Raw genomic sequence first — 23285 nt, forward strand, 5'->3', positions numbered from 1 at the left:
AGACCTCTTACCTAGCAGCAACGCGGCGAAAAGCAAAACGGCGCCGCAAGGGGCGCCGTCTGCACGAAAATCCGAGACCTTTGGCCTCAATCGGCCAGTGGAACCTTCGGGACCAGGCTCTTCTTGGAGGAGCCGCCGCCCTTTTTCGGCGTCGGCTCGACCGCTTCGGCCTTTTTGGCGGCCGGCTTGCGGCGACGCTTCGGCTTGGCGGCCTTTGCCTTCTCCGTCTTCGGCTTGACCGGCGTCTCCTCGACGCTCTCCAGCAGGAGACCGGCGGCATCCTCGGACACCGACACCTTGACCGTGCCGCCCTTGCGCAGCTTGCCGAACAGCACCTCGTCGGCCAGCGGCCGCTTGATGTGCTCCTGGATGACCCGGGCAAGCGGACGGGCGCCCATGCGCTCGTCATAGCCCTTGTCGGCAAGCCAGGCGATGGCGTTCTCCGTCAGTTCGAACGTCACGCCGCGGTCGGCAAGCTGGGCCTCGAGCTGCATGACGAACTTCTCGACGATCCGGTGCACGACCTCGGTCGGCAGCGAGCCGAAGGCAATGACCGCATCGAGCCGGTTGCGGAATTCCGGGGTGAACAGCCGGTTGATCGCCTCCTGGTCCTCGCCCTGGCGCTTGACCCGGTTGAAGCCGATCGGCTCCTTGGCCATGTCGGACGCACCCGCATTGGTCGTCATGATCAGGATGACATTGCGGAAGTCGACCTGCTTGCCGTTGTGGTCGGTAAGCCGGCCGTGGTCCATCACCTGCAACAGGATGTTGAACAGGTCCGGATGCGCCTTCTCGATCTCGTCGAGCAGGAGCACACAGTGCGGATGCTGGTCGACGCCGTCCGTCAGCAGGCCGCCCTGGTCGAAGCCGACATAGCCCGGAGGCGCGCCGATCAGCCGCGAGACCGTGTGCCGCTCCATGTATTCCGACATGTCGAAGCGCAGCAGCTCGACACCAAGCGAGGCGGCAAGCTGGCGCGCGACCTCGGTCTTGCCCACGCCGGTGGGACCGGAGAACAGGTAGTTGCCGATCGGCTTATCCGGCTCGCGCAGGCCCGCACGGGAGAGCTTGATTGCCGAAGACAGGGTCTCGATCGCGTCGTTCTGGCCATAGACCATCCGCTTCAGCGTCGCGTTGAGATTCGACAGAACCTCCTCGTCCGACTTGGAAACGGATTTCGGCGGGATGCGGGCCATGGTCGCGACCGTGGTCTCGATCTCCTTGACGCCGATGGTCTTGCGCCGCCGGCCTTCGGGAACGAGCTTCTGCGAGGCGCCCGACTCGTCGATCACGTCGATGGCCTTGTCGGGCAGCTTGCGGTCGTTGATGTAGCGCGCCGACAGTTCCACCGCCGTCTTGATGGCGTCATTGGTGTAACGGACCTTGTGGAAGGTCTCGAAATAGGGCTTCAGCCCCTTGAGGATCTCCACCGTGTCGGAAATCGTCGGCTCGTTCACGTCGATCTTCTGGAACCGGCGCAGCAGCGCCCGGTCCTTCTCGAAGAACTGCCGGTATTCCTTGTAGGTGGTCGAGCCGACGCAGCGGATCGAGCCGGAGGCAAGCGCCGGCTTGAGCAGGTTCGAGGCATCCATCGCCCCGCCCGACGTGGCGCCGGCGCCGATCACCGTATGGATCTCGTCGATGAACATCACCGCGCCGGGATAGTCCTCGATCTCCTTGACGACCTGCTTCAGCCGCTCCTCGAAGTCGCCGCGATAGCGGGTTCCCGCGAGCAGCGCGCCCATGTCGAGCGAAAAGATGGTCGCATCCATCAGCACGTCCGGCACGTCGCCGTCGACGATGCGCTTGGCAAGGCCTTCGGCAATCGCCGTCTTGCCGACGCCGGGATCGCCGACGAAGAGCGGATTGTTCTTGGAGCGGCGGCAAAGGATCTGGATGGTGCGCGAAATCTCGGCCGCGCGCCCGATCAGGGGGTCGATGCGGCCGGACTTGGCCTTCTCGTTGAGGTTGACGCAATAGGCTTCGAGCGCATCCGTCTTCTGCTTGGGCTTTTCCGCGCCTTCCTCGATCGTCGCCTCCTCCTCGGCGCCATGCACCGGCCGGGCCTCGGACATGCCCGCCCGCTTGGCGATGCCGTGCGAGATGTAGTTGACCGCGTCGTAGCGGGTCATGTCCTGCTCCTGCAGGAAATAGGCGGCATGGCTCTCGCGCTCGGCGAAAATCGCCACGAGCACGTTGGCCCCTGTCACCTCCTCGCGGCCCGACGACTGGACATGGATCACCGCGCGCTGGATGACGCGCTGGAATCCGGCTGTCGGTTTTGAATCGTCGTCCCCGTCGATGACGAGGTTCTCCAGCTCGGTATCGATATATTCGACCAGGTTCCGCTTCAGCGTGTCGAGATCGACACTGCAGGCGCGCATCACCGCGGCCGCGTCCTGATCGTCGATCAGGGCCAGCAACAGGTGTTCCAAGGTCGCGTATTCCTGCTGGCGCTCGTTGGCAAACGAGAGTGCCTGATGCAGGGCCTTTTCAAGGCTTCGAGAGAATGACGGCACGGGCGACCCCTATTTCTTTTCCATCACGCATTGCAGAGGATGCTGGTGTTTGCGGGCAAAGTCCATGACCTGCGTGACCTTGGTCTCCGCCACTTCGTAGGTAAAGACACCGCATTCCCCGACGCCATGGTGATGGACGTGCAACATGATGCGCGTGGCTTCCTCGCGGTTCTTCTGAAAGAACCGCTCCACCACGTGCACGACGAATTCCATCGGTGTGTAGTCGTCGTTCAAGAGCAGGACGCGATAAAGGTTCGGCCGCTTGGCGACGGTCCGCGTCTTGGTAACGACCAGGTTGCCCGTGTCGTCGCCATCGCCGCGTTTCGGTCCGTTCGTCATTGCCTCTCCATCGCCCCTGTTCCGCAGCCGGGTGTCGCGGCCGGTGCGGGCACCCGTGTTGTCGTCTTCGCTGCGGTCACATACGCGTCCTTCGTTCGGTCTGCCGGCCACGCCGGCGGTTGCGTTCGCGTCGGGCTGTCCCGCTGGCCGCGGCGGTGCCGGAACACCGCCCGCCTTTGGTAGCATCGCCGGAGTCGGAACGTTTGTCTTGTCCCCGGCTGCCGCCCGGCCTCTGCGGACAGCACCTTGCGGCTTCGATGCCAGGCCTGTCCGACGCTGGTGCAGCTGGCCTTCCGGCTGCCTGCCGAAGCAGGACAGGCCAACCGCTTCGTTTCTTAATGTATGGCATCCGTCGCCAACCTCAATGCTGCCAACACGCGTTCGTCTTCGCAACACGTCGATTTGTTGCAGATGCCGGACGATCCCCTGTCGCCAAACGCAAAAACCCGCGACGGGCGCGGGCAAAAACGCAAACATCCCGCGTCCATGGAACGCGGGATGTTCGGGCGGCGCGAAGCCGCCTGCGATCGTCTTGGGAGACGGTGAGGCTTACTTGCCGACCTTCGCCAGCACGTCCTCGTAGGGCTTGTAGGCGTCCTTGGCGATCTCGGAATACATCTCGCCGATCTTCGTGACTTCGCCGACAAAGCCCTCGTAGGCGGTCTTGACGTAGTCGCTCTGCGCCTCGAACGCCTTGTCCAGGGACTTCGCCCCGACCAGCTTCTCAACGGCGGCGGAGCCTTCCTCGAAGGACTTCTTCTGGTAATCGGCAACTTCCGACGCGATCGCCTGGAAGCCCTTGGTCATGACGCCGAAGCTCTGCATCATGACGTCCATGTTGTCCTTGCCGAGCTTCTGGATGTCTTCGAAATTGTTCATCATAGTGACCTCTGAGCGTTGAGTTTGGCGCGATGGCCGTGTGCCTGCCCGCGGACCGACATCGTCAATCCGGCGACATGTCATGTGCCCGAATGTCCTGTCGTCCGTGAGCCGATCCCTGGGATCGGCCGCGGGGCACGCCTCGACGTCGAGCGCCTGGTAACGTCACCAGATATATGCGCTGCACAAAATTTTGTCAAGAATCCATTTTGCAGTGCAACATAAACATTCCGCATGGGAAACACCGCGGACCGCGGCCTGTTCCGACCACTGTCCGGCGGCCAAGTGCCCGCGCGCGCGGGCATTTTCGGCAAGCCTTGCGATTGCGGACCGCTTGCCGCACGATTTGCGAGCAATTTGCCGACCCGTCGGTAACGGCACATTAACTGCCATTTGCGACTCTTCGCTCACAAGACGCCGACGACAAATCGGCTGAAAATCTCGGAAATCGGTTTTCCTGTTCGATCATGTTTGGACATTCGTAACCGTATTTCGAGCATGCTTGAGATGACGCGCGGAGACGAGCGGCCGGGACCGGCGGGGGCCCGACGTCTCCGCTCACGAAACACCTGACCCGATGGGGTGACATTGTGCTGAGTAAAGGTGTGCGGCGTGCATGGCGCGCCATGGCAATCGGGTTTCGCGGAACGATCGTTGCCGGTCTGGCCCTCGGTTTCACGGCAGCCCTGTCTGCTCCCGCATTCGCCAATTCCAAATATTCCGGGATCGTCGTCGACGTGAAGTCGGGACGCACGCTCTACAGCTACAAGGCTGACACCAAGCGGTATCCCGCCTCGCTGACCAAGATCATGACGCTCTACGTCCTGTTCGAGGAACTCGAGGCCGGTCGCATGTCGCTGCAGACACCGCTGAAAGTGTCCGCCCATGCCGCGAGCCGCCCGCCGTCCAAGCTGGGCCTGCGCAAGGGCAGCACGATCCGGGTCAAGGACGCGATCATGGCGCTGGTCACCAAGTCGGCGAACGACGTCGCCGTGGTGGTTGCCGAGAACGTCTCCGGTTCGGTGCCGGCATTCGCCAAGCGGATGACCCGCACGGCCCGCCAGATCGGCATGAAGCGCACGACGTTCCACAACCCGTCGGGCCTGCCGAACTCCAAGCAGATCACGACAGCGCGCGACATGGCCCTTCTCGGACGCGCCATCCAGGACCGTTTTCCCAAATACTACAAGTATTTCGGAACCCGCTCCTACACCTACAAGGGTCGCCGCTATGGCAATCACAACCGCCTTCTCGGCCGTGTGAAGGGCGTTGACGGTATCAAGACCGGCTACATCCGCGCCTCGGGCTTCAACCTGGTGACCAACGTCAAGACCGGCGGCCGGCACATCGTCGCCGTCGTGATGGGCGGCCGCTCCGGCGCCTCGCGCAATGCCCAGATGAAGAAGCTGATCAGTCAGTACCTGCCCAAGGCAACCCGCGGCAAGCGGACGGCCCCGGCCCTCGTTGCCAGTGCGCCGGCCGTGGCGGCACCGAAGCCGCTCGCCTATGCCGAACTGCGCAACGTGCCGGTTCCCGACATCAAGCCGCAGGCGCAGCTCATCCAGCTTGCCCAGGCGAGCAAGCCCGACCAGGCCGAGATCATCACCGGTTCGATCATCCCGGTCCCACAGAAGCCCGACCTCAAGGCGATGCTCCGCCAGAAGGCCCTGCAGGTCGCCTCGCTCAACGCGCCGCGCGCACCCGTTGCCGCACCGCGTGCGCCGGCCGTGCGCAGCGTCAAGACCCAGACCATCCGCATCTCGGCCAAGCCCGACGCGGTGGCGGCCGCCGCTCCCGCCGCGACGGCGCCGGATCTGCCCGATGTGCCGGCCAACGCCTCCGTGACGGTCGCCGCCAACAATGCCGCCGACCCCGTTCCCGGCTGGCAGGTGCAGATCGCCGCGGCCGAGTCCGAGGATGCCGCAATCGCCATGCTGAAGAAGGCCAAGGGCGCGCTCGGCTCCGGCCTGCGCGGCTACGACCCCTACACCGAACCGGTCGAATCGGGTGGCACCACGCTCTACCGCGCCCGCTTTGTCGGCTTCGAGACCAAGACCGCTGCCTGGAATGCCTGCAGCAGCCTGAAGCGCAAGCGGTTCAACTGTTACGCGGTCTACCAGTAACGGCAGACCGCACCGCCAGAAATCACTTTGTCACGCGTATTGGTGAGTTCAATGACGATCGAGAAGCAGGTCCTTCGCCTCGTTGAGTTTGGCAGCGAGAAATCCGCTTCCTCCCTGGTCGGGGTGGAGACGCTTCATAAGACGGCGATGCGCCGCCCGGATTTCCGCCTCGCCGGCGCCGGGCGCAAGCCCCAGAACCTGGTAGGCCTCCTGCTCGGTCATGGCGCCCGCGCCCGGCGCGGGTCCATGCCCCGCTGTGGTATCCGCATCGAAGTCTACACGCCAGCCGGGCTCCCGGCGGTCGAGATAAGCTTCAAGTAAGGCCCGGCTGTCGCCATCGGCGGCCGTCTCCCGGTAGAGCTCGACGAGCTCGGCGCGCGATATCCCGTCAAGCGCCCTGCCCTCGAACCGGCCCGCCAGCACCTCCCCGTTCATTGCCCCGCTTTCGTGATCGAGGCGCATCTCGAAATAGGCGGATCTCACGACCGAAACCTGGCCGGCGCCCGCGCCGGCCGAACCGTTTCCTGCAGGGCGAAAGCCGCGCGCGCCGCGCAGACCCAGAAGCGTCAGCCCGCCGCCGCCCGCCAGCATCGCAAGGTCGATCCGTCGCAGGACGAGAAACACGACCGCCAGCACCAGCAAGGCCACGCCTCCGACTGTCTTCGCGTGCCGGGCAAGATCGGACGGGTTGCTCCGCGTGACCATCTGCGCGAAGGCCAGAAAAAGGCCGAGCGCTCCGACGCCGAGCAGCAGATATCCCATTCGCTTCGTCCCCTTGGATCCAGTGTGCCACGGCCACGAATATAGGGACGGAAAGCCGTCCCTTCGAGACCGCGTTTGCCCCTGCGCACTGCTTTGACCGCCGCGCGCCCTCGACTGTCGGCACCGTCGACGTCCCGGCTCCGACCGAGACGCAGTCGCACGGCGCGCCGGAGACAGGCCAGCGCCCTTCCGTTAGACCCGGCAGGAAGCCGAGGCAAACGCGACGGGGATCAGAACAGGCGGCTTTTCGACATGCACGCTCCGGGAGCTGTTCTCAGCGCAGATGCGACAGCAGTTTCCCTGCACTGCCGTCGCCGCCCCGCATCAGCTTCTCCAACTCGCCCCGCCCGCCCGTGGCATAGACGGCCGTTGCCTTGAGAAGATCGGCGAGTTCCCTTGCCGAGGAACTGTCGAAGCGGAAATGCGCGCCTCCGGTCAGCCGGGCGATCTCGCGAAAGGCCGCTTCCGCGTGCCCGTCCCTGCCTTCCTGGAAGACGAAGGCGGGAACGCCGAGCAACCCCAGTTCGCCCGCCCTTGCGCAGAGCGCGTCGACATCCTCCTCGACGCAGTCGCCGATATAGACCAGCGCCTGCACCTTGCGCCGCTTCGTCTCGTCGATTGCGTGGCGCAGGACCTTGCGGATCTGGGTCTGTCCGCCCCGGCAGTCGATCCCGGTCATAAGTCCGGCCAAGGCCCTGGCATCGCTCACCCATTTCGAGGCGGCGCATTCGCCGAAGCCGCGAAAATAGACAAGCTGCATGGCAAGTTCGCCGACCTTGCCGGCGGCCGCGAACATCTCCGCCTGGATCGTGCAGGCCCGGTCCCAGGTGGGTTGCCTGCTCATCGTGGCGTCGAGCGCGATCACCAGCCGCCCGGCCTGTGCAAGATCGCGCGTCTCCTTTGCCGCGCCGAGAAACGCCGCGATCTCGCTGCGCGCCGAGGCGGCGGGCGGCGTGCCGCCGGTGGTCCCGGCCGGCGCGCGGCTGCGTGTCGTCTCCATCTTGCGCTCGTCTGCCACCTCGTCCCCTCATCTTGCGCACCGCCTGCGGGCAGTCGAATTTCATATGGCGCCCATCGCGTAAAAAACCAAACCCTGCCCGCAAAAGACGCTAAACAGCGTACCCGGCGCCGGCGCGGGACCGGCGACCTGTGCGGGAGGATACCGGAAGAATGATCGGGCCGAAGATTTACGAGACCGTTGCCGACATGCGCCAGGCCGTTGACGCGGCGCGGGCAAAGGGCAAGCGCGTCGCGCTCGTTCCCACCATGGGGGCCCTGCACGAAGGACACCTGTCGCTGGTGCGCGCCGCGCGAGAGCACGCTGGACACATCATCGTGTCGATCTTCGTCAACCCGACCCAGTTCGCCCCGACGGAGGATTTCGACGCCTATCCGCGCGATTCGGATGCCGACCTGAAGCTGCTGGCCGGGCTTGGCGTCGAGGGTGTCTTCATGCCGCCGGCAAAGGAAGTCTATCCGCAAGGCTTCGCAACGGCCGTATCGGTCGGCGGTCCGGCCGAAGGGTTGGAAAGCACCACCCGCCCGCATTTCTTCGGCGGGGTTGCCACGGTCGTCACCAAGCTGCTTCTCGCCGCGCTTCCCGATGTCGCGATCTTCGGCGAAAAGGACTACCAGCAGCTCTGCGTCATCCGGCGCTTCGTCCGCGATCTCCACATTCCGGTGACGATCCTGGGCGGCCCGACAGTGCGCGAGGAAGACGGTCTCGCGATGTCCTCACGCAACCGCTATCTGGGCGCCGATGACCGCCGGACGGCATCCCTCATCCCACAGGTGCTCGGTGAAGCCGTCGAACGCATCACCGCCGGCGAAGAGGCCGCCACCGTCCTCGCACAGGGCATGGCGCGGCTCACGCAAGGAGGCTTCACGGTCGACTATCTGGAACTCAGGGACGCCGAGACGCTGGCGCCGGTCGACCCGAAAGGCACCAATGCTGCCCGCCTGCTCGTCGCCGCAAAGCTGGGCCAGACCCGGCTCATCGACAACATGAGCGTCGCCCGCCCCACGACCGGCTGGCGCTGAGCGCCTCGCAGGTCGCGTCAGATCAGGCCGAGTTCGGCCAGTTCCCGGCGCATCGCGTCGGGAATGTCGCCGCCCCCCTCCAGCTTGCGGATATCGGGCGGCGCATCCTTGGCCGTGAGGTAGCGCCAGCCCTGGAACGGACGGCGCGGCTGCGGCCGTGTCGGATGCAGCACCGGCTCCAGCACCAGATGGCAGCGCTTGATGCCGGCAGCATCGGTAAAGGGGCGGATGTCGGTGAGAAACTGGCGCACCTGGATCGACCCCTTGATCACCCAGTAAAGCGAACCGCCGTCAAGGAGCTCGTCACGCCGCGAGGGCACCATCCGCGTCGTGTGATACTGCTCGACCGGCGCGCCGCTGGCGCGCTTCTCCTCCAACCGGAAGTCGATCGAGGCCTGCATATCCTCGATGGAGTCCACGCCAACACAGAGTTTGAGAAGGTTCAGCGCCATGCCCCCAGTTATAGGGCCTGGCGCGCGCCGGCAAACCCGCAAGGCTGTCGCCTTGCCCGCTATGCACAGGCGATGACGATTTCGCGCTCAGTCGGCCATGGCAGCGCTTGCACGTGCGTCGGGCCGACCTATCTGCCTGCCCATGAACATCTTTCTCACTGGCGGATCGGGCACGATCGGGCGCGCCGTCCTCTCCTCACTGATCGGGCGCGGCAACCGCGTCACCGCCCTTGCCCGCTCGGATAGAAGCGCCGCCCTGCTGCGGGAGGCCGGCGCCCGGGTGGTGCGCGGCGACGTCGGCAAGCTGGCCGAGTGGCTCGACACCGCCCTGGCCGGCGATGCTCTCATCCATCTCGCCAGCAGTTTCGATGCGGACGCGCAAACAGCCGAGGCGGCGCTCGTCGAGGCCCTCGCGCGGGCCGTTCCCGGTCGCAAGACGCCGTTCCGCCTCGTCCATACCGGCGGCATCTGGCTCTATCCGGAAAACCTGCCAGCCCCCTTGGACGAGACCGTGCCTTACGCGCCGATCCCGGCCTTCACCCATGTCGCGGCGGCGATACGAAAGCTGGAGGCGGTCGACGGCCTGTCGCTGGCGGTCGTCCATCCCGCGCTTGTCTGCGCCCCGGACAGCGGTCCGGTGGCGGACATGGCCAGGGCGGCGGACAGCGGAGAACCCTTCGCGACCCGCGCCAGGGCGGGCACGCTGTGGCCGCTGGTCGAGGCGGGCGACCTTGCGGATCTCTATAGACTGGCAGTGGAATCGGATCGGCGCGTGGAGGTGATCGGTTGCGGCATCGAGGCGGTCGCCGCCGGCGATCTCGCCGCCCTCGTCGCGCGGCGCAAGGGCGCGGACATACGGCTGGAACAGGAGCCCGCTGCCGCCGACGCCCCGCCTGATCTCGACATCGCCGCCGGCTACGCCCTGTCGCAGCGCGCCTCCGGAGAGACCGCAAGACGGTTGCTCGGCTGGCAACCGCGTTTCACCGATGCGGAAAGCCTGGTCGCCGCACTCGTCGCGGCGCCCTCCTGAGAGGGCGCCATCGCAGGCGTCAGGAAGACGCCTCTTCCTCTTCCGCCAGCGCCACCACAGGCGCGCCCTGATCCACCTGCCCTCCTTCGCTGACGAAAACGGCCTCCACCGTGCCGTCGCGCGGCGCGGTGATGGCGTGCTCCATCTTCATCGCCTCGACCACGGCAAGACGCGCGCCCTTGGCGACGACATCGCCCGGCGCCACATCGACGGCGATCACCTTGCCATGCATCGGCGCCTTGATCGCCGCAGCTCCCTCCGCATCGTCGGCGGCGCGGGACAGCTGGTCGACAAGCGTCACGCGCACCGCACGCCCGCCCTCGATGGCGTAGACATCCGCCCCGGCGCGCACCACGCGCCCCGTCACCCCGGCGGTGGCGGCCTCCTGCCCCGTGTCCGGACCGCTCCCCCCAGCCTGCCCGCCGCGCCAGCCAAGCGTGACGAGACGCGGCTCGCCCCCAACCTCGACCGGAACGCCGGACCGGCGCGGGCCGGCCATCTCGAAACCGCTTGTCGCGGCAAAGGGATCGCGCCAACCCGCCGGCTCGTTGTCCGTCCCGGCCGGCGCAACCAGCGCGGCAGCGGGCGCCGCGATCGTCGCGTCGGACACAGCCCCGCTCGTGAGAACCGCCAGGTCCCGGTCGATCAGGCCGGTGTCGAAACCGCCGGCACGCACCTCGGGATGGGCAACCAGCGCCGAAAGGAAGGCGAGATTGTTCTTCGGCCCGGCGATCAGCGAGCGGTCGAAGGCCGCCGCCAGCCGGTCGAGCGCGCTTGCCCTGTCGGGCCCGTGGGAAATGATCTTGGCGATCATCGGATCATAGAAGGCGGAGATTTCCGCGCCCGTCTCGACACCGGTGTCGATGCGGATGCCCTCGCCGCCCGGCAGGTCGAGAAGGTCGAGACGCCCGGTCGAGGGCAGGAAGCCCGTATCCGGGTCCTCGGCGTAAAGCCGCACCTCAACCGCATGGCCCGACAGGGAAATCTCGTCCTGCCCCAGCGGCATGCCTTCGCCCGAGGCAACCCGGAACTGCCACTCGACAAGGTCCTGCCCCGTCACCAGTTCGGTCACCGGGTGCTCCACCTGCAGCCGCGTGTTCATCTCCATGAACCAGAAGCCGTCCGGTCGCAGGCTGCCCGAGCCGTCGGCGATGAACTCGATGGTGCCGGCGCCCGCATAGTTGACGGCCTTCGCCGCCGCGACGGCGGCCGCGCCCATGGCAGCGCGGGTCTCGGCGGTCATGCCGGGAGCCGGCGCCTCCTCCAGCACCTTCTGGTGGCGGCGCTGCGCCGAGCAGTCGCGCTCGAAAAGATGCACGGCATTGCCCCTGCCGTCGCCGAAGACCTGGATCTCGATATGGCGCGGGTTGAGGACAAATTTCTCGATCAGGACGCGGGCATCGCCAAAGGCGGACTTCGCCTCGCGCTGCGCGGAGGCAAGCGCGGCCTCGAACTCGATCGCCTTGTCCACCCGGCGCATGCCCTTGCCGCCGCCCCCGGCAACCGCCTTGATCAAGACCGGATAGCCGATCTCGTAGGCCTTCTGCTTGAGGAACTCGGCCTCCTGCCGGTCGCCGTGATAGCCCGGCACCACCGGCACGCCGGCCTTTTCCATCAGCGACTTGGCCCCGTCCTTGAGACCCATGGCACGGATCGCCGCCGCCGACGGGCCGACGAAGACGATGCCGGCCGCCGTGCAAGCCTCTGCAAAGGCTGCGTTTTCCGAAAGGAAGCCATAACCGGGATGGATCGAGGCCGCGCCCGTCCGTCTGGCTGCGTCGAGGATCCGCTCGCCGACCAGATAGCTTTCCGAACTCGGCGCCGGGCCGATCGCCACCGCCTCGTCGGCCATGCGCACATGCAACGCATCGCGGTCGGCCTGCGAATAGACGGCGATGGTGCGCAGACCGAGCCGGCGCGCGGTCTTGATGATGCGGCAGGCGATTTCCCCGCGATTGGCGATCAGCACCGACTCCAGCATGGGATGGGTCCTCGTTGTAAAAGGCTTGGCTTGCACGAGCCGGCGAAACGGCCCGCAGCGGGGATTACATGCGGAAGACGCCGAACCGGGTCTCGGGAACCGGCGCATTGAGGGTCGCGGACAGGGCAAGGCCGAGCACCGTGCGGGTTTCCTCCGGCAGGATGATGCCATCGTCCCACATCCGCGCCGTGGCGTGGTAGGGGTGGCCCTCCGCCTCGTATTTCTCGCGGATCGGCGTCTTGAAGGCCGTTTCCTCCTCGACGCTCCAGCTGCCGCCATCGGCCTCGATATTGTCGCGCTTGACGGTCGCCAGAACGCTGGCCGCCTGCTCGCCGCCCATCACGGAAATCCTCGCATTGGGCCACATGAACAGGAAGCGCGGAGAGTAGGCGCGCCCGCACATTCCGTAGTTGCCGGCACCATAGGAGCCGCCGACTATCACCGTGATCTTCGGCACCTTGGCGCAGGCGACCGCGGTGACCAGCTTGGCACCGTCCTTGGCAATGCCGCCGGCCTCGTATTCCCGTCCGACCATGAAGCCGGTGATGTTCTGCAGGAACAGGATCGGAATGCGCCGCTGGCAGCACAGCTCGACGAAATGCGCGCCCTTGAGCGCGGATTCGGAAAACAGGATGCCGTTGTTGGCGATGATGCCGACGGGGATACCCTGAATGCGGGCGAACCCGGTGACCAGCGTCGTGCCATAGGTCGCTTTGAACTCGTCGAGCTGCGAGCCGTCGACAATGCGGGCGATCACCTCGCGGATATCGTATTGCTTCTTCAGGTCGACCGGCACCACCGCGTCGAGGTCGCTCGGGTCGACCAGCGGCGCACGCGCCGGGGACAGGGCCAGGTCCGGTGCCTTGACCGTGTTCAGGTTGGCGACGATGCCGCGCGCCTGGGCCAGCGCCTGGTCGTCATCGACCGCATAGTGGTCGGCAACGCCCGAAACGCGGGCATGCACGTCGGCGCCGCCCAGATCCTCGGCCGAGACCTCCTCGCCGGTCGCCGCCTTGACCAGCGGCGGGCCGGCCAGGAAGATCGTCCCCTGTCGCCGCACGATGATGGTTTCGTCGGACATTGCAGGCACATAGGCGCCGCCCGCCGTGCAGGACCCCATCACCACGGCGATCTGCGGAATGCCCATGGAGGACATGGTCGCCTGATTGAAGAAGATGCGGCCGAAATGGTCGCGGTCGGGGAAGACCTCGGTCTGGTTGGGCAGGTTGGCGCCGCCGGAATCGACCAGATAGATGCACGGAAGCCGGTTCTCCATGGCGATCTCCTGCGCCCGCAGGTGCTTCTTGACCGTCATGGGATAATAGGTGCCGCCCTTGATGGTGGCATCGTTGCACACGATCATGCAGTCCCGGCCCGAGACCCGGCCGACGCCGGTGATAAGCCCGGCCCCGTGGATCGCGTCCCCATACATGCCATGGGCGGCGAGCGCCCCGATTTCGAGAAACGGGCTGCCGGGATCGAGCAACCGGGCGACGCGCTCGCGCGGGAGCAACTTGCCGCGCGACAGGTGCCGCTCGCGGGCCCGCTCGTTGCCGCCGAGCGCGGCGGTCCGCCGCTTGTCGACAAGATCGGCGCGGATCTCGTCCCAGGCGGCGCGATTGGCCTCCACCTCGGGACCCTGGATCGTGGAATTGCTGCGCAGGATCGCCACCTGGTCGTCCCCCCGTTTGGTGTCGCGCGGGTGCCCGGAAGCTCCCTCCCCGCGCCGCCGTCATCGAATGTCGCGCAGACATTGAATGACGCTTACGTTTTAGTCAATAGCATCAATTTTCATGTTTTTATACAGATACTTGGTTATTCTCTAATCCACCTCTTCGGCGGACAGGACCCATGTCTCCCGCGCTGCCGACGCCCTCCATTCACGCATGAGGGGATGCGCCATCACCGCCTCGGCATAGGCATGCTCGGTCTCGTCCATCGGCAACAGGTAGGTCAGGAAGCGGGTAACGACCGGCGCATAGAAGCAATCGGCCGCGGAAAAGGCACCGAACAGGAAATCCCCCTCACCCGCATGCGCGCTGCGGCACGCGCGCCAGATCTCGCGCACACGCTCGATGTCGCGCGACGCATCCGGCCGCGCGGGATGAAGCGCCGGCGCGCGGCGCAGGTTCATCGGGTAATGCCCGCGCAGATCGGAAAAGCCGGAATGGAACTCGGCGCAGATCGCCCGGGCATGGGCACGCACCGCCCTCCCGGCCGGCCACAGGCCTGCATCCGGGAACCGTTCGGCCAGATACTCGATGATGGCGAGCGAATCCCACACGGTGACGTCGTCGTCGATCAGCACCGGAACCCGGGCCGCCGGCGTTATCTCGCGGATCTGGCTCGCAAATTCCGGCGTGTCGAGAGGAACAAGCACCTCCTCGAACGGATGGCCGGTCAGCCGCGCGGCAAGCCAGGCCCTGAGCGACCAGGAGGAATAGGTCTTGTTGCCGATCACCAGTTTCATGCGATATGCCCTGCCTTTTGCAAACGAATGAGCAAGCCTTCGTAAATATGCGGAGGCTAGATTGTTCCCGACCGGCCCCGCAGGGTCAGATTCGGATGAACACGCTGATGTTGCAAGTTTCCCGCTCCCTCCTCGCCCTGCTCGCCGCCGCAGGCATCGCCGCGCTGTCGGGCCTTGTCCCCCTGCGGGCGGAGCCGGTCGCCTACCGGCTTGCCAACACCGCCACGCTGGCACGCGAGGGCGGCGAGATTGTCGTCGAGCCGACCAGCTTCGATCAGCGACTCGTGCATATCGACCTTTCCGACGATGGCGGCGAGTTGACGCTCGACATCGGTACACCCTTGAAACTTTGGCGAATTCCGAGCGGGTTGGCACATATCGAGTGGCCCGTGGAAACAGGGATTACGCTCGCCCGCGAGGACATACCCGCGATCACCGGCCAGCCTACCCTCGCCGAGGTTCCCACATGGGGCGCGGAAGTCGACTGGCCGGAGCTCGGCCCCGTCACGCTTGTCCTCTTCGAACTCGACACGGAGACCTATGCCGGGATGCTCTCCAGCACGCCCTCGGGCGTGCGCAAGCTGCGCCAGATGATCTTCCGCCAGATGACGGTCCGCAACCGTCCCCAGGATCGTCCCGCGCACCGGGCCCGGCCCTCCCCTTCCGCTCTTGCGGATTGAAATGGCTTAGCTTTTCGCTCTTGCCTCCGGCTCCTCGACCGGCCCTCCAGCTTCCCGCCAGGCACCGAACCCGCCCTCGACATGGGCGACCGGCGCAAGCCCCATCTCCTGCACGGCGCGGGTCGCGAGCGCCGAACGCCAGCCGGCAGCGCAAAAGAAGACGAAACGCTTGTCCTCGCCGAAAGCCGGATTGAAATAGGGGCTGTCCGGATCGACCCAGAACTCCAGCAATCCGCGCGGCACATGCAGGGCGCCCGGCACCCTGCCCTCGCGCTGCAACTCGCGCACATCGCGGATATCCACGAAGGTCACGGCCTCGTCGCCATGCAGGGCGACCGCCTCGGCCGCACCCAGCGTCTCGATGACGGCATTGGCTTCCTCCAGAAGCGCTTTGTATCCCTTGACGATTTTTGCAGCCATCGCGGACCTCCCCTCGGCGCTCTTGCCTGTTGTTCGGGGCAAGTGTTTCCGCACCGAGGCCCGATGACAAGCGGCTATTCCCGGGAAACGCAAAAAGGGCGCGGGGAGTATCCCCGCGCCCTGTTCTGAAAACCTCTGATCCCTCACCGGTCGTTTTCGCCGGTCGTGATCCCTGTCGCGCGCCGGTCCGGATCTGTCCGGACCTCTCGCGGGATTTACTGCACCGCGACCACGGTCGCGGAAGACACATCCCCGCCGAACACATACATGAGCGCGAGAATGCCACCTGCCAGGAGAACGGCCCAAGCCGTTACGCCCCAACAGGATTTTTGAACCTGTTCGTCCATTGAAGTCCTTTTGTCCGATTGTCGCGGCGAACGAATTGCCCCCGTGCCGCCTTCGGTCTGAACGCGGATTTAACGATTTGGCAATCTTTTCGCAAGCGCAAAAAATGTGCGACCTGCCGTGCGCGTCGCGCATGCCGGAGAGCAATCTCGCCGCAAGATGCATCCCCGCCCCCTGTCGGAAACACCGAGCTTCCGGCGCCGGAACCTGTGCAATTTCGGCCGTTCCGAACAATATTTTCGAAAAATTGTCGCCTGAAATATCGAAAATTGCACGAAGCATGTCGTGATCGCGCCCGCAGCCCGGGCGTCACCGGGCGGGCAGCGAACGGGGATAGCCCGCCGGACGGCGAGCGCAGCTCCCCGGAACAGGCCGAAATCATGCAGCTTCAGACGAATTCCGGGGATTACTTTTTCCGCGGCGAACGGATGCCCGGCACCTTCTTCACGCCCGGATCGGCGACCAGTTCCAGGTATTCGGGAGAGCCGCCGCCGACCAGGGCAACCCGTCCGTCCGCGTCCATGTCGGGTTTCCCGCCGGAAAGAGACGCCTTCCCCCCGTGTCATCCCGCAAGTCTACCCGCTTTTCCAGGAACCGGGGACCGGAGCGACCGGCGCCCGCCTCCCCGCCCGGCAACGGACTTCACGCGATGGAGCGCGAGGCCTCGCGCAGTTTGGCCGTCGCCTGCTCGACCCGGCTGGTCTCCTGCGACAGGTGCTGCATGTTGCGGGTGATCGTCTCGACGCCCGTATAGGCTTGCTGCATGTTGCCGGAGATGTCGCGGGTGACGCTCGACTGCTCCTGGATCGCCGTCGCGACATTGGCCGAGATGCCGCTGATTTCCTCGATGATGCCCATGATCGCCTGGATCGAGGTCTCCGCGAGGGATGACGAATTCTGCACCGAGACGATCTGGGCGTTGATGTCCTCGGTCGCCTTCGACGTCTGCGATGCCAGGCTCTTGACCTCGTTGGCGACCACCGCGAAGCCCTTGCCCGCCTCGCCGGCGCGCGCCGCCTCGATCGTCGCGTTCAGCGCCAGCAGGTTCGTCTGGCCGGCGATGTTGTCGATCAGTTCCAGGACCTTGCCGATTTTCTGCGCGTCGGCGGCAAGGCCCGACATGACGGAGGTCGACTGCTGGGCCTCGACGACGGCGCGCTGAGCAACCTCCATGGCCTGATTGACCTGCCGGGTGATCTCGTCGATCGAGGTCGCGAGTTCCTCTGTCGCGGTGGCGACCGCCTGCACATTGGCGGATGCCTGCAGGGACGAAGACGAGGCGTCGGTCGCCTGCACATTCGCCTGCGCGATCGACATGGCGACGGAATCGAGATCGGCGTCGATCTGCTTCTGGACCTTCTCGCGGTGCCTGCGCATCAGCACCTGGGCGGTGCGGTCGGTGGCGAACTTGATCACCTTCACAGGCTGCCCGTCCTCGTCGAGGATCGGATTATAGGTCGCCTGGATCCACACTTCCTTGCCGTTCTTGCCAAAGCGCAGATACTCGTTCGCCTGGAACTTGCCGGCCCGCAGGTTGTCCCAGAACTGCCGGTACTCGGCGCTCTCCGCATGCTCGGTGCCAACGAACATGCGATGATGCCTGCCCTTGATCTCCTCCAGGCGATACCCCATCGCATCGAGGAAGTTCGGGTTCGCATCAAGGATCGTTCCATCCATGTCGAAGCTGATAACGGCCTGCGAGCGCTGGATGGCCGCGATCTCGCCGGACGTTTCCAGGCTGCGGCGCTTCTCCGCGGTGATGTCGGTGGCAAGCTTGACCACCATCACGGTGCGCCCGGCCCTGTCAAAGACAGGATTGTAGGAAGCCTGCAACCAGACGTCACGACCGCCCTTGCCGAGGCGGCGAAACTCGCGGGTATGCGCCTCGCCGCGCGCCAGGCTCTCCCAGAATTTCCTGTAATCGTCGCTTTCACGCTCGGACCGCCGGACGAACATGCTGTGGTGCTTGCCCCGGATTTCCTCGAGGCTGTAGCCGACCGCCGCCAGGAAATTGCCGTTGGCGGCAAGAATCCTGCCCTCCGGAGTGAACTCGATCATCGCCTGTGACTGGCCGATCGCATCAAGGAGGGCTTTCTTCTTGTCGTAGAACATATGCACAGTGACCATTGCCGGACATCTCCGTTGTTTTGGGAGAGCTTGCCCCGAAGATCCCTGAAACAACGTTAACGGCATCCGCAAAAATATCAGTTTACGCGGAGGAAAATCAAACAATCGCCCTTCCTAAATATATAATACACGTCTATAAACGAGATGAAATTCAGGAACTTGAGTTTCCATTCAGATGAATATCGTGAAAAATGGAAAATATTCGGAAAAAATCGGGTTCCTCCAATAAAAACGATGATTTCTACTTTTTATCGATACAGGATTCGATCAGAGAGAGTTGCGCTCTTGCCGGACGGTTGGTATCGCTGACCGGCACAGATCGCACGGCACTTGACGGACGGAAGAGCAGTGAGATGATCGACATGTCGACAACGGATCTGGCCGCGCTTGCCTGGTTCATCGCGGCCTGGCTCGGCTTCAATGTGCTGGTCGAGCTGTCGCCGCTGAAACGACGGACGCTTTCCTACCAGATGGACCGGCATCGCCACGGCTGGATGCGCACGATGAGCCGCCGACCGGTCCGGATCATGGATGTGGGGATCGCCGCCGGACTGCAGCAAGGCACGGGTTTCTTCGCCTCCACCTCGTTGCTTGCCATCGGCGGTTGCTTTGCGCTGCTGACCTCGACGGATTCGGTGCTCAGGATCATGAGCGACCTGGGGCTCGAAAGTGGCGGCAGCGTCGCCAACTGGGAGATCAAGGTCATCGGCCTGACCTTGATCTACGCCTATGCCTTTTTCAAGTTCGGCTGGGCTTACCGGCTGTTCAACTACGCCACCATCCTGATGGGGGCGATGCCGGAAGACGAGATGGATCCCGCCGCGCGCGAGACCTTCGCCGACAAGGCGGCCGGCGTGATGGTGCTGGCCGGAAACCACTTCAACCGCGGCCAGCGGGCCTTCTTCTTCTCGATCGGCTATCTCGGGTGGTTCGTCGACCCGCGCCTGTTCGTCGCCACGACATTCTTCGTGCTTGCCGTGCTGGCGCGGCGTCAGTTCGCCTCGCAAGCCAGGATGCTGGCGGCGTCGCTGCACCAGCTCCCGTCGGCGCCGATCGCGCCGACCGGCGGCATGAAGACCGAAACGGGATCGACGAACCCCTTCACCCGGTAATGGCCGAGCGCGCCGGCATGGCAGCTCATCAGATCGGCGATGGTCTCGGAGACGAGAATGTCCTGGTCCAGCTCCCGGGTCAGCCCGGCGATCCGCGAGGCCAGGTTGACCACCGGCCCGACGACCGTGAAGTCCAGCCGCGCCTCCGCGCCGACATTGCCGAAGAAGACATCGCCCGCATGCAGGGCGATACCGACCCGCAGCGCCGGGGAGCTCTCGCAACAGGTGCGGTTGATCTCCGAGATGTTCTCCCCCGCCTCGCGCGCCGCCAGAAGTGCCTGCCTCGCGGCATCGCGGGCGCTTTCCTCGCAGCCATAGGGAAACACCGCCATGACCTCGTCGCCGATGAACTTCAGAACCTCGCCGTCATGCGCCTCGACCGCCCGGGAAACCGCATCGAAATAGGCGTTGAGCAGGCCGACCAGCTTGTCGCCGGGCAGCGTGTTGGAGAGTTCCGTGAAGCCTCGCAGGTCGAAGAAGCCGACCACCGCCGAAATCGTCTCGCCGTCGCCACGCTTGACCGTGCCGGCCAGCACGCGCGCGCCGGCCCGCCGCCCGACATAGGTGTCGAGCAGCGTGTGGCTCATTCTCTTGAGGGTCTGAAGCTCGCACAGAAGGGCCAGCGGGCGGGCGATCGTCTCGAACAGCGACAACTGCGCGCTGGAGAAACCGCCCCCGACCCGGGTCGCAAAGGTGACGCCCTTGATCGAGCCGTCGGAAAAGGGAAGCGGCAGCGCGACATAATCGGTGTACCCGGCCTCGACCAGCTCCGGCACGATGCCGTAGCCGGGCAGCGGATCCGGCCCGCACAGACGTATCCGTACGCTGCGGTTCTCCGAGAAGACCACCTTGAACGGGCTGTTGTCGTAGGCCTTGAGGCTCTCCGGGGTTTCAATGTAGCGACGCAGCTCGGTGCCCGCATCCGCGGTCCAGGTGATGCCCTCGGTGCGCACGTTGGGATGCAGGATGGAAATGCCGGTGGTGACCCGATCGACCGGCACGCCGGCATCGTTGAGCCGGATCGCCAGCGTCTCCACCAGCATCGAGGCATCCTCGATCCGCACCGCATCGCCATGAAGCCATTCCATGACTTCGGCTGCGATGAGACTTGCACTGATTGTCATGCTTCACGTCCCCGGATCGCCGGTGCCCCCGCCAACCGCGCGGGGCTCCGGCCCTTGTTCGTACGGATGTCCTGGGGCGGCCGATCCGCACCCTCGCGGAAGCGGATTGGTCGTCCCAGCCTGACCTGACCGGCAGCCGCGAGCGAATCCCTCGTCGGCAGCCGGCATCGGGCGGGGCCCTGCCGGCCCCGCGTCATCCGCAAGATGGGGATCAAGGTCGGCCAAAAAAAGACCCGTTCGCAACTTGCCCCAGCGCCTCGCGCATTTGCGAGCCCGGCCCGGCGACAAGGACGGTTCCCGCCCGGTCACCCGGACCTGAAGTCCGCTTCGCCTCGCAGCCCGCCTTGAGCGACCGTCGAACCCGCCACACCAGGGTCGGCGGGTTACTGGATCTTGCGCTTGCGGGCCTTTGCCGCATACGGATTGTCGCCCTTGCGATAGCTGAGCCGGATCGGCGTGCCGGGCATCTCGAACCGCTCGCGCAAGCCGTTGACGAGGTAGCGGGTGTAGCTTTCCGGCAGCACTTCGGGCCGCGAGCAGAAGATGACGAAATGCGGCGGACGCGCCTTCACCTGGGTCACGTAGCGCAGCTTCACCCGGCGCCCGGCAACGGCCGGCGGCGGATGATGGACCAGCACGCCGTCGAGCCAGCGGTTGAGCCGCGAGGTCGAGACACGGCGGTTCCACATGTCGTAGGACTGGAAGGCCGCATCCATCAGCTTGTCCAGCCCGCGCCCGTGCAGGCCCGACATGGTGACGATGCGAACGCCTCGGATCTGGTTGAGATAGCGCTCGGACGCATCGGAAATGCGTTGCATCGTCTCGGCGTGGTCCTCGATCAGGTCCCACTTGTTGATGGCGATGACCAGCGCCCGGCCCTCGCGGGCGACGAGATCGATGATCTGCAGGTCCTGCTTCTCGAAGGGAATGGTCGCATCGAGCGTGACGATCACCACTTCGGCGAACTTGATCGCCCGCAGCGCATCGGCAACGGAGAGCTTCTCCAGCTTTTCCTGCACCCGCGCCTTGCGGCGGATGCCGGCCGTATCGAAGATCTTCACGTGCTTGTCGCGCCAGACCCAGTCGACGGAAATGGAATCGCGCGTGATGCCGGCCTCGGGGCCCGTCAGCAGTCGCTCCTCGCCCAGAAACCGGTTGATCAGCGTCGACTTGCCGGCGTTGGGACGGCCGACCACGGCAATGCGCAAGGGGCGTGTCGAGCTGCCCGCTGCCGGACCCGTGTCGACCGGCTCCTCGTCCTCGTCCTCGGTCACCACATCGACATCGGTGACGGCGATCTCGCCCGCGGCGACCGCTTCCTTTTCCGTCGCCGCCGCCTCGTCGGCAGCGTCGGCCGCATCGACGATCGGCAGCAGCACCCGGTAGAGATCGGCAAGCCCCTCGCCGTGCTCCGCCGACATGGCGATCGGGTCGCCGAAACCGAGACTGAAGGCCTCGTAGAGACCGCCTTCGCCCGAGCGGCCTTCCGCCTTGTTGGCGATCAGCACGACAGGCGTGTCGGTCCGCCGCAGCATGTTGGCGAAATGGCTGTCGCTGGGCGTCAGGCCGGCGCGCGCGTCGATGACGAAGAGGACCGCGTCGGCAGCGGCGATGGCCTCCTCGGTCTGGGCGCGCATGCGGCCCTCGAGGCTGCGCGCGTCCGCCTCCTCGAGACCGGCGGTATCGAGAATGGTGAAACGCAGGTCGCCGAGCTTGGCATCCCCGGCCCGGCGGTCGCGGGTGACGCCCGGCGTGTCGTCGACCAGCGCCAGGCGCTTGCCGACAAGGCGGTTGAAGAGTGTGGACTTGCCGACATTCGGCCGCCCGATGATTGCGATTTTGGCAGGCACGGTATCCAGATCCCGGCAAAGCGAAAGCCCGAGCCGCGACATGATTGTCCCGGTTCGGGCATCCGGCAAGAACGAATGCATCCCGCGCCATGGCGACGCGGGATGCGGGAAGGTTACATGAGAACGGGCGCCAGCGCCCGTTCGTGTCAGTTGAACGCGACGACGTCGCCCTTGGAGGTGATGGTCACCATCCGTCCGCCGGCGATGATCGGCGTCACGTAAATATCTTCGGACGTCGACGACGTGCCGGCGATCCGGCCCGACGCGGCGTCGATGCGGACCATGCGACCGTCACTCGACACGGCGACGAGAACGCCGCTCGCCAGCACCGGCCCGGCCCAGTTGATCCGCTTCTTCTTGCCCTCGACATTCGGCAGCACAGTGCGCCACAGCACCTCGCCGTTGCGCCGGTCGATGGCCACCATGCGGTCCTCGATGTCGATCAGGAACACGGCATTGCCCGAAACGATCGGCGTGTGAAGCGATCCGACATCCTGCTCCCAGACCCGCTCGCCGGTGCGCAGCTTCGAGGCCACCAGCCGGCCGGACACGCCCGAGGCATAGACCATGTCGCCGACGACGACCGGGCTTGCGGCCACGTCGGCGAAACCGGAAACGGCGCGCGTGCGATAGGAACGGGTCACGCCCTCGATCCATTTCGGCTCGCCGCTCTTGAGATCGAGAGCCATCACCTCGCCCGAGGTGAAGGGCACGATCACGGTGCCGCCGGCAATCGCCGGGTTGGCGAAGGCAAGCAACCCGCTGTTCTCGGCGATGCCGCTATAGGTCCAGCGCTCCTCGCCGTCGCCCTGCGCGGCCGCATGGACCTCGCCGGTCTGGGTGACGGCGACGACCACGTCGCCGGAGGCGGCCGGAGCCTGACGGGCCGGAGCCCCGATATCCTTGTTCCAGATCACCGCGCCGGAGCCGGCATCGAGCGCCACGAGCTGGCCGTAGCCGGTCGCCGCGAAGACGCGGTTGCCCTCGGCCGCAACACCGCCGCCGGAGGCAACGTCACGCTCGCCCTCGGGG

18 protein-coding genes and 1 pseudogene are annotated in these 23285 nt (G+C 65.6%); 5 read left to right on the forward strand and 14 right to left on the reverse strand.

Annotated elements, in window-relative coordinates; translation table 11 throughout:
* Positions 1-86 precede the first annotated feature (86 nt).
* The 3 genes from clpA to ACN0T5_RS12080 form a co-directional block, all read right to left on the reverse strand.
* The gene (clpA, locus tag ACN0T5_RS12070; protein WP_417768850.1) at positions 87-2519 is read right to left on the reverse strand and encodes an ATP-dependent Clp protease ATP-binding subunit ClpA; all 2433 of its coding nucleotides are present in this window, start codon (positions 2517-2519) and stop codon (positions 87-89) included.
* A gap of 9 nt (positions 2520-2528) precedes the next feature.
* Entirely contained in the window at positions 2529-2858 is a 330-nt protein-coding gene (gene clpS / locus ACN0T5_RS12075) for an ATP-dependent Clp protease adapter ClpS (RefSeq protein ID WP_306028376.1), read from the reverse strand.
* A gap of 549 nt (positions 2859-3407) precedes the next feature.
* Entirely contained in the window at positions 3408-3737 is a 330-nt protein-coding gene (locus ACN0T5_RS12080) for a phasin family protein (RefSeq protein ID WP_417768851.1), read from the reverse strand.
* A 590-nt stretch (positions 3738-4327) separates the two neighbouring features.
* Between ACN0T5_RS12080 and ACN0T5_RS12085 the strand changes: the two genes are divergently transcribed.
* The gene (locus ACN0T5_RS12085; RefSeq protein ID WP_417768852.1) at positions 4328-5860 is read left to right on the forward strand and encodes a serine hydrolase; all 1533 of its coding nucleotides are present in this window, start codon (positions 4328-4330) and stop codon (positions 5858-5860) included.
* Positions 5861-5908: 48 nt separating this feature from the next.
* On the opposite strand, the gene ACN0T5_RS12090 is transcribed toward ACN0T5_RS12085, so the two are convergent.
* Positions 5909-6622, reverse strand: coding sequence for a DnaJ domain-containing protein (locus tag ACN0T5_RS12090; RefSeq protein ID WP_417768853.1), 714 nt, complete (start codon positions 6620-6622; stop codon positions 5909-5911).
* Positions 6623-6896: 274 nt separating this feature from the next.
* Positions 6897-7622 carry a VWA domain-containing protein gene (locus ACN0T5_RS12095; RefSeq protein WP_417768868.1) on the reverse strand — a complete coding sequence of 242 codons (726 nt, stop codon included), beginning with the start codon at positions 7620-7622 and terminating at the stop codon, positions 6897-6899.
* Positions 7623-7792: 170 nt separating this feature from the next.
* Here ACN0T5_RS12095 and panC point away from each other — a divergent pair, with 170 nt between their 5' ends.
* Positions 7793-8662, forward strand: coding sequence for a pantoate--beta-alanine ligase (gene panC / locus ACN0T5_RS12100; protein ID WP_417768854.1), 870 nt, complete (start codon positions 7793-7795; stop codon positions 8660-8662).
* A gap of 17 nt (positions 8663-8679) precedes the next feature.
* Here the strand turns inward: panC and ACN0T5_RS12105 are convergent, their stop codons facing one another.
* Complete coding sequence (locus ACN0T5_RS12105; protein WP_417768855.1) at positions 8680-9114, reverse strand: DUF1489 family protein; 435 nt, start codon at positions 9112-9114, stop codon at positions 8680-8682.
* 142 nt (positions 9115-9256) lie between these two features.
* Between ACN0T5_RS12105 and ACN0T5_RS12110 the strand changes: the two genes are divergently transcribed.
* Positions 9257-10144, forward strand: coding sequence for an NAD-dependent epimerase/dehydratase family protein (locus tag ACN0T5_RS12110; RefSeq protein WP_417768856.1), 888 nt, complete (start codon positions 9257-9259; stop codon positions 10142-10144).
* A 19-nt stretch (positions 10145-10163) separates the two neighbouring features.
* Here the strand turns inward: ACN0T5_RS12110 and ACN0T5_RS12115 are convergent, their stop codons facing one another.
* The 3 genes from ACN0T5_RS12115 to ACN0T5_RS12125 all read right to left on the reverse strand — a co-directional run bounded on the left by ACN0T5_RS12115 (position 10164) and on the right by ACN0T5_RS12125 (position 14595).
* Positions 10164-12125 (reverse strand): acetyl/propionyl/methylcrotonyl-CoA carboxylase subunit alpha, encoded by a 1962-nt coding sequence (locus ACN0T5_RS12115; protein WP_417768857.1) that lies wholly within the window; start codon positions 12123-12125, stop codon positions 10164-10166.
* Between the two features lie 64 nt (positions 12126-12189).
* Positions 12190-13797, reverse strand: coding sequence for a carboxyl transferase domain-containing protein (locus ACN0T5_RS12120; protein WP_417768858.1), 1608 nt, complete (start codon positions 13795-13797; stop codon positions 12190-12192).
* Positions 13798-13947: 150 nt separating this feature from the next.
* Complete coding sequence (locus ACN0T5_RS12125; protein WP_417768859.1) at positions 13948-14595, reverse strand: glutathione S-transferase family protein; 648 nt, start codon at positions 14593-14595, stop codon at positions 13948-13950.
* A 107-nt stretch (positions 14596-14702) separates the two neighbouring features.
* Between ACN0T5_RS12125 and ACN0T5_RS12130 the strand changes: the two genes are divergently transcribed.
* Complete coding sequence (locus ACN0T5_RS12130; protein ID WP_417768860.1) at positions 14703-15275, forward strand: hypothetical protein; 573 nt, start codon at positions 14703-14705, stop codon at positions 15273-15275.
* Between the two features lie 6 nt (positions 15276-15281).
* On the opposite strand, the gene ACN0T5_RS12135 is transcribed toward ACN0T5_RS12130, so the two are convergent.
* Positions 15282-15695: a rhodanese-like domain-containing protein gene (locus ACN0T5_RS12135; protein ID WP_417768861.1), complete on the reverse strand. Its 414-nt coding sequence runs from the start codon at positions 15693-15695 to the stop codon at positions 15282-15284.
* A 987-nt stretch (positions 15696-16682) separates the two neighbouring features.
* A complete protein-coding gene (locus ACN0T5_RS12140) occupies positions 16683-18167 on the reverse strand; it encodes a methyl-accepting chemotaxis protein (RefSeq protein WP_417768862.1) in 1485 nt (494 codons plus the stop codon).
* A gap of 362 nt (positions 18168-18529) precedes the next feature.
* On the opposite strand from ACN0T5_RS12140, the gene ACN0T5_RS12145 reads away from it, so the two are divergent.
* Positions 18530-19279: a DUF599 domain-containing protein gene (locus ACN0T5_RS12145; RefSeq protein ID WP_417768863.1), complete on the forward strand. Its 750-nt coding sequence runs from the start codon at positions 18530-18532 to the stop codon at positions 19277-19279.
* A 44-nt stretch (positions 19280-19323) separates the two neighbouring features.
* Here ACN0T5_RS12145 and ACN0T5_RS12150 read toward each other — a convergent pair.
* The 3 genes and pseudogenes from ACN0T5_RS12150 to ACN0T5_RS12160 all read right to left on the reverse strand — a co-directional run.
* Positions 19324-20403 (reverse strand): annotated as a pseudogene (locus tag ACN0T5_RS12150) (adenylate/guanylate cyclase domain-containing protein); the annotation flags it as partial.
* Between the two features lie 383 nt (positions 20404-20786).
* Entirely contained in the window at positions 20787-22253 is a 1467-nt protein-coding gene (der, locus tag ACN0T5_RS12155) for a ribosome biogenesis GTPase Der (protein WP_417768864.1), read from the reverse strand.
* 146 nt (positions 22254-22399) lie between these two features.
* A partial coding sequence (locus ACN0T5_RS12160) for a PQQ-binding-like beta-propeller repeat protein (RefSeq protein ID WP_417768865.1) occupies positions 22400-23285 on the reverse strand: 886 nt, incomplete at its 5' end.

It is taken from the genome of Stappia sp., from assembly GCF_048261845.1.
Taxonomy (GTDB): Bacteria; Pseudomonadota; Alphaproteobacteria; order Rhizobiales; family Stappiaceae; genus Stappia.

What these genes read in the sequence shown, in the direction of transcription:
- clpS (WP_306028376.1), bottom strand. Translation starts at nt 2,858, where the DNA reads ATGACGAACGGACCGAAACGCGGCGATGGCGACGACACGGGCAACCTG.
- ACN0T5_RS12080 (WP_417768851.1), bottom strand. Translation starts at nt 3,737, where the DNA reads ATGAACAATTTCGAAGACATCCAGAAGCTCGGCAAGGACAACATGGAC.
- ACN0T5_RS12090 (WP_417768853.1), bottom strand. Translation starts at nt 6,622, where the DNA reads ATGGGATATCTGCTGCTCGGCGTCGGAGCGCTCGGCCTTTTTCTGGCC.
- ACN0T5_RS12095 (WP_417768868.1), bottom strand. Translation starts at nt 7,622, where the DNA reads ATGGAGACGACACGCAGCCGCGCGCCGGCCGGGACCACCGGCGGCACG.
- panC (WP_417768854.1), top strand. Translation starts at nt 7,793, where the DNA reads ATGATCGGGCCGAAGATTTACGAGACCGTTGCCGACATGCGCCAGGCC.
- ACN0T5_RS12105 (WP_417768855.1), bottom strand. Translation starts at nt 9,114, where the DNA reads ATGGCGCTGAACCTTCTCAAACTCTGTGTTGGCGTGGACTCCATCGAG.
- ACN0T5_RS12110 (WP_417768856.1), top strand. Translation starts at nt 9,257, where the DNA reads ATGAACATCTTTCTCACTGGCGGATCGGGCACGATCGGGCGCGCCGTC.
- ACN0T5_RS12115 (WP_417768857.1), bottom strand. Translation starts at nt 12,125, where the DNA reads ATGCTGGAGTCGGTGCTGATCGCCAATCGCGGGGAAATCGCCTGCCGC.
- ACN0T5_RS12125 (WP_417768859.1), bottom strand. Translation starts at nt 14,595, where the DNA reads ATGAAACTGGTGATCGGCAACAAGACCTATTCCTCCTGGTCGCTCAGG.
- ACN0T5_RS12130 (WP_417768860.1), top strand. Translation starts at nt 14,703, where the DNA reads ATGTTGCAAGTTTCCCGCTCCCTCCTCGCCCTGCTCGCCGCCGCAGGC.
- ACN0T5_RS12135 (WP_417768861.1), bottom strand. Translation starts at nt 15,695, where the DNA reads ATGGCTGCAAAAATCGTCAAGGGATACAAAGCGCTTCTGGAGGAAGCC.
- ACN0T5_RS12140 (WP_417768862.1), bottom strand. Translation starts at nt 18,167, where the DNA reads ATGGTCACTGTGCATATGTTCTACGACAAGAAGAAAGCCCTCCTTGAT.
- ACN0T5_RS12145 (WP_417768863.1), top strand. Translation starts at nt 18,530, where the DNA reads ATGTCGACAACGGATCTGGCCGCGCTTGCCTGGTTCATCGCGGCCTGG.